6 protein-coding genes are annotated in these 5,125 nt (G+C 66.5%); 1 reads left to right on the top strand and 5 read right to left on the bottom strand.

Features of this window, described 5'->3' with window-relative positions; genetic code table 11:
• Positions 1-402 precede the first annotated feature (402 nt).
• Genes WAN71_RS11040 through WAN71_RS11050 form a run of 3 tightly spaced genes read right to left on the bottom strand, consistent with a single transcriptional unit; the run spans position 403 to position 3,379 of the window.
• Positions 403-1,572: an acyl-CoA dehydrogenase gene (locus WAN71_RS11040; protein ID WP_422225364.1), complete on the bottom strand. Its 1,170-nt coding sequence runs from the start codon at positions 1,570-1,572 to the stop codon at positions 403-405.
• Positions 1,573-1,585: 13 nt separating this feature from the next.
• Positions 1,586-2,101 (bottom strand): 5-(carboxyamino)imidazole ribonucleotide mutase, encoded by a 516-nt coding sequence (purE, locus tag WAN71_RS11045; RefSeq protein WP_422225365.1) that lies wholly within the window; start codon positions 2,099-2,101, stop codon positions 1,586-1,588.
• A gap of 57 nt (positions 2,102-2,158) precedes the next feature.
• Positions 2,159-3,379 carry a 5-(carboxyamino)imidazole ribonucleotide synthase gene (locus tag WAN71_RS11050; RefSeq protein WP_422225369.1) on the bottom strand — a complete coding sequence of 407 codons (1,221 nt, stop codon included), beginning with the start codon at positions 3,377-3,379 and terminating at the stop codon, positions 2,159-2,161.
• A gap of 86 nt (positions 3,380-3,465) precedes the next feature.
• Between WAN71_RS11050 and WAN71_RS11055 the strand changes: the two genes are divergently transcribed.
• Positions 3,466-4,128 carry a GtrA family protein gene (locus WAN71_RS11055; protein ID WP_422225366.1) on the top strand — a complete coding sequence of 221 codons (663 nt, stop codon included), beginning with the start codon at positions 3,466-3,468 and terminating at the stop codon, positions 4,126-4,128.
• Here WAN71_RS11055 and WAN71_RS11060 read toward each other — a convergent pair.
• Positions 4,083-4,613, bottom strand: coding sequence for a PH domain-containing protein (locus WAN71_RS11060; RefSeq protein ID WP_422225367.1), 531 nt, complete (start codon positions 4,611-4,613; stop codon positions 4,083-4,085). The two genes, WAN71_RS11055 and WAN71_RS11060, sit on opposite strands and share 46 nt — an antisense overlap.
• A 9-nt stretch (positions 4,614-4,622) precedes the next feature.
• Positions 4,623-5,125: biotin--[acetyl-CoA-carboxylase] ligase (locus tag WAN71_RS11065; protein WP_422225368.1), on the bottom strand; the 503-nt coding region annotated here is incomplete at its 5' end.

A 5,125-nucleotide genomic window follows, 5' to 3' on the forward strand; every position in this document is an offset into this window, starting at 1 on the left:
AGCACTCCAAGCCGACCTAAACCCAACAACGCAGGCACTTGACGCTGCATAGGAGCATCCACACCATCCCGTACACCGACGGTGGGCCTACCCATCCGTCCAACTTGAAGTGTGTGTGCCGAAAACATCACTTGCTCAAGACTTTCTGGAGTGGCACCACCGGATGGCGCGATGAACAGCTGGCCGACGGTACCGTGATTTGGACCTCACCGTCCGGCCATATCTATCGCACGGCGCCGGGCAGCAAGTTGCTCGTCCCCCAATTGTGTGTGCCCACAGGCAAACTCAAATTGCCGCCGTCGGCAGTCCGCGAGCGCAGTGATCGCGGCGCGATGATGCCGCGGCGTAAGCGAACTAGGGCTGCCGATCGGCTTCAGCGAATCATGGCCGAGCGCAACGCAATCAACGCAGCAGTGCCCGTGACATCACCACGCGCTGAATCTGGTTGGTGCCCTCGTAGATCTGGGTGATCTTGGCGTCCCTCATAAACCGCTCAACGGGGAAGTCGGTGGTATAGCCGGCGCCGCCGAAGAGCTGCACAGCCGCCTCGGTCACATCCATGGCGGTGTCGGAGGCGAAGCATTTTGCGGCCGCGGAGATGAATCCGAGATTGGGCTCGCCGCGTTCGGCGCGGGCAGCGGCGGTGTAGACCATCAGCCGGGCCGCTTCGACTTTCATCGCCATGTCGGCCAGCTCGAACTGCACGCCCTGGAACTCGGCGATCGACTTGCCGAACTGCTTGCGGTCCTTGGTATAAGCGACCGCCGCGTCCACCGCGCCCTGCGCGATGCCCACTGCCTGGGCACCGACGGTGGGCCGAGTGTGGTCGAGGGTCTGCAGTGCGGTCTTGAACCCGGTGCCGGGCTCGCCGATCATCCGATCGCCCGGGATGCGGCAGTTCTCGAAGTACAACTCGGTGGTCGGTGAGCCCTTGATGCCCATCTTCTTTTCCTTCGGGCCGACGCTGAATCCCTCGTCGTCCTTGTGCACCATGAACGCCGAGATCCCGTTGGCACCCTTGTCCGGATCGGTGACCGCCATCACCGTGTACCAGGTCGACTTGCCGCCGTTGGTGATCCAGCACTTGGTGCCGTTGAGGATCCAGTCGTCGCCGTCGGCCTTGGCCCGAGTCCGCATCGACGCCGCGTCGCTGCCGGCCTCTCGTTCAGAAAGCGCATATGAGGCCATCGCCCCGTCGGTGGCCAGTGCCGGCAGCACCTGCTTTTTCAGCTCCTCCGAACCGCGCAGGATCAGGCCCATGGTGCCCAGCTTGTTCACGGCGGGGATCAACGAGGCCGAGGCGTCGACGCGGGCCACCTCCTCAATCACGATGCAGGCCGCCACCGAGTCTGCGCCCTGACCGCCGTACTCCTCGGGAATGTGAACGGCGTTGAAACCGGACGTATTCAGCGCCGCCAGCGCCTCGTCCGGAAACCGGGACTGCTCGTCGACCTCGGCAGCGTAGGGAGCGATTTCCCTTTCTGCCAGCGCGCGGATCGCCACCCGCAGCTCGTCGTGCTCCTCCGGCAACTTGTACACATCAAACGACGGGTCCCCGGCCCACTGTGCCATCCTGGCCTCCTTATTACTCGCCGGTGAATTTACCCTGACGCTCCTGCAGCGCCGCATCCTTGGCCAGCACCGACTCCGCCAGCTGGTCCTGGAACGCGACGATCCGGCCCCGAAGCGCCGGATCCGAAACCGCCAAAATGCGCACCGCCAACAGCCCTGCGTTGCGCGCGCCCCCGATCGACACCGTGGCCACCGGCACCCCAGCCGGCATCTGCGCGATGGACAGCAGCGAGTCCAGACCGTCGAGCCGCGCCAGCGGCACCGGCACGCCGATCACCGGCAGCGGCGTCGCCGAGGCCACCATGCCGGGCAGGTGGGCAGCACCGCCGGCGCCGGCGATGATCACCTCGATCCCGCGGTCGGCAGCGCCTTGCGCATAGTCGAGCATCCGCCCAGGAGTGCGGTGTGCCGACACCACGCCGACCTCGTACGGCACGTCGAACTCGGCCAGCGCGTCGGCGGCGTCGGCCATCACCGACCAGTCGCTGTCGCTGCCCATGATCACCCCGACGCGGGGGGCTTTGGTCATCTGCGCCGCTCCTCCCGCCCTTTTCGGATCGCACTGCCCTGTCGATCGTCGTCGGCGCTAGTCATGCGGATCCCATCCGTCCGTCCACTGCCCGTGTGACAACCAGTGTGCCGCCAGCTCGGCGCGCTCGCGCAGATTCGCCAGCTGCGCGACATCATCACCGAGGAAGTTGACGTGGCCGATCTTGCGGCCCGGTCGTTCGCCCTTGCCGTAGAGATGAACCCGGGCATCGGGCATGCGCGCGAACAGATGGTGCATTCGCTCGTCGACCGTCATCGTCGGCGTTTGCGCGGCGCCCAGCACGTTGGCCATCACCGTCACCGGGACGGTGGCGTCGGTATCGCCGAGCGGGTAGTCGAGTACCGCGCGTAGATGCTGCTCGAACTGGCTGGTCCGCGCCCCGTCCATGGTCCAGTGCCCGGAATTGTGCGGCCGCATCGCCAGCTCATTGACCAGCAGCTGCCCATCGACCGTTTCGAACAGTTCGACGGCCAGCACGCCGACCACGCCGAGTTTGGCCGCCAACCGTAGCGCCAACTGCTGGGCCGCGGCCCCGACGTCGGCGCTCAGCGCCGGCGCCGGCGCGATCACCACCACACAGATGCCATCGCGCTGCACGGTCTCGACCACCGGCCAGGCCGCGCCCTGCCCGAACGGCGAGCGCGCCACCAGCGCTGAGAGCTCGCGGCGCATCGCAACGCGCTCCTCGAGCAACACCGGCACACCGGAGTCCAGATACTGCCCCGCGATCTCGCGGGCCTGCGCCAGGTCCGCCGCGATCTGCACCCCGCGACCGTCGTAGCCACCCCGGACCGCCTTGACCACGATCGGGCCGCCGATACGCGCGGCGAACGCAGCAATGCTGTCCAGGTCGTCGCGCCTTTCGACCGCTGCGTAGCGCGGCACCGGGGCCCCCAGCGCCTCCAATCGTCGCCGCATGACGAGTTTGTCCTGGGCGTGCACCAGCGCCTCCGGCGGCGGCGCCACGTTGACCCCCTCGGCGACCAGCTTCTCGAGCAGCTCGATCGGGACGTGCTCGTGGTCGAAGGTCAGCGCGTCGGCGCCGGCAGCGACACGACGCAGGTCGTCGAGGTTGGTGTGCGAGCCGATCACCACATCCGGGCTCACTTGCGCGGCCGGATCGTCGGGGTTGGCGGCCAGCACCCGCAGGCTCTGACCCAGGGCGATCGCCGCCTGATGGGTCATCCGGGCGAGTTGGCCGCCGCCGACCATCGCGACGAGCGGCGCAGCGGTGGGGGTACTCGGCACGGCATTTATGGTGTCATGGCCGTTGAACGGGGTGTTTACCGGCGGTGACACCGTCGCTGGGCACGCGTAACGGGTAGTACGTACACTGCGACATTGTGTCCTTCGCCGATGCCACGATCGCGCGCTTACCGCGGCCGATCCGTCCCTACGCCGAACGCCATCACGAACTGATCAAGTTCGCGATCGTCGGCGGCACGACGTTCGTGATCGACTCAGCGATCTTCTACACCCTCAAGCTGACGATTTTGGAGCCCAAGCCGGTGACCGCCAAGGTCATCTCAGGCATCGTCGCGGTCATCGCGTCCTACGTCTTGAACAGGGAGTGGAGCTTCCGGGACCGCGGTGGTCGGGAGCGTCACCACGAGGCGCTGCTGTTCTTTGCGGTCAGCGGCGTGGGAGTGCTGCTGAGCATGGCGCCGCTGTGGATCTCCAGCTATGTCTTCGGTCTGCGGGTGCCGACGGTGTCACTGACCGTGGAAAACGTCGCCGACTTCGTCTCGGCCTACATCATCGGCAACCTGCTGCAGATGGCGTTCCGCTTCTGGGCGTTCCGGCGCTGGGTGTTCCCCGACGAATTGGGTCGCAGCCAGGAAAAGGCGCTGGAGTCGGCCCTTACCGCCGGCGGGATCGCCGAGGTCCTCGAGGACAATTACGAAGAAGGCGGCACGGTCACGCTGCTGCGGGCTTGGCGGTCGCGCCGTAACCGGTTGGCTCAGCTGGGCGATTCTTCGGACCCGAGGGTGTCGAAAACCTCGTGATACAGCAGCGCGTGGACCTGCTCCACGCGCGGAATGTCGTAGAACTCCAACGGGTCTTGTGACGCCGACTCGACGACGAGGGTGCCGGTGCGCAGTATCCGGTCGATCAGCCGATGCCGGAATTCCACGCTGTTGATCCGGGCCAGCGGGATGTCGATCCCGCTGCGGCTCAATACTCCGTGCCGGAACATCACTCGCCGGTCGGTGATCACGAAATGAGTTGTCAGCCAGTTCAGGAACGGCCAGAGCGTCAGCCAGCCGATGACGACCAACCAGATCGCCCCGATGACGGCGAAGATGATCCTTTTGGCGCTCGGATCCCAGTTGGTGGCGTTGACGACCGCTGAGCCGAACGACGCCGCCGCGCTCGCCAGGATGAGCACGACGACCGGCCAGAACAGTCGCTTCCAGTGCGGGTGTCGGTGCACGACCACCTGTTCGCCAGAGGCCAACACTTTTTCGGGATAGCGGCCGGGGTAGCCCACGCTGGCACTTTAGTCGCTGGAACGTAGGTGCGTGATGTCTCCGGCGGAGATCGCGACGGTCTGACCACCGGTGTCGACGCACAATCGGCCCGTCTCATCGACGGCATGCGCGGTGCCCACCACTTCCCGATCGCCGGGCAAGATGGCCCGCACCCGAGAACCCAGGGTCAGGCTGTAGCGCTGATAATCGGCTACCAGCGCCGCGTCGGCGCCGCCGGCGCCGCGCCAGGCGTCGATGCGCACCGCCAATTCGCCAAGTATCTTGCGCGCCAACGTGTTTCGATCGGTAGCTGACGACCCCAGCATCAGCAGCGAGGTGGCAGCCGGGTCGGGCGCTTCCTCGGCGGTCAGCGTCACGTTGAGCCCCAACCCGACCACGATCACCGACGTCGGCGCTGCAACCTCGGCGAGGATCCCGGCCAGCTTGCCGCCGTCGACCAGCACGTCGTTCGGCCACTTGAGACCCGGCGCGACGCCGCACAGCGTCGTTAGCGCGTCGGCCACCGCAACAC

The organism is Mycobacterium sp. (assembly GCF_049280035.1).
In the GTDB taxonomy this organism is placed as follows: Bacteria; Actinomycetota; Actinomycetes; order Mycobacteriales; family Mycobacteriaceae; genus Mycobacterium.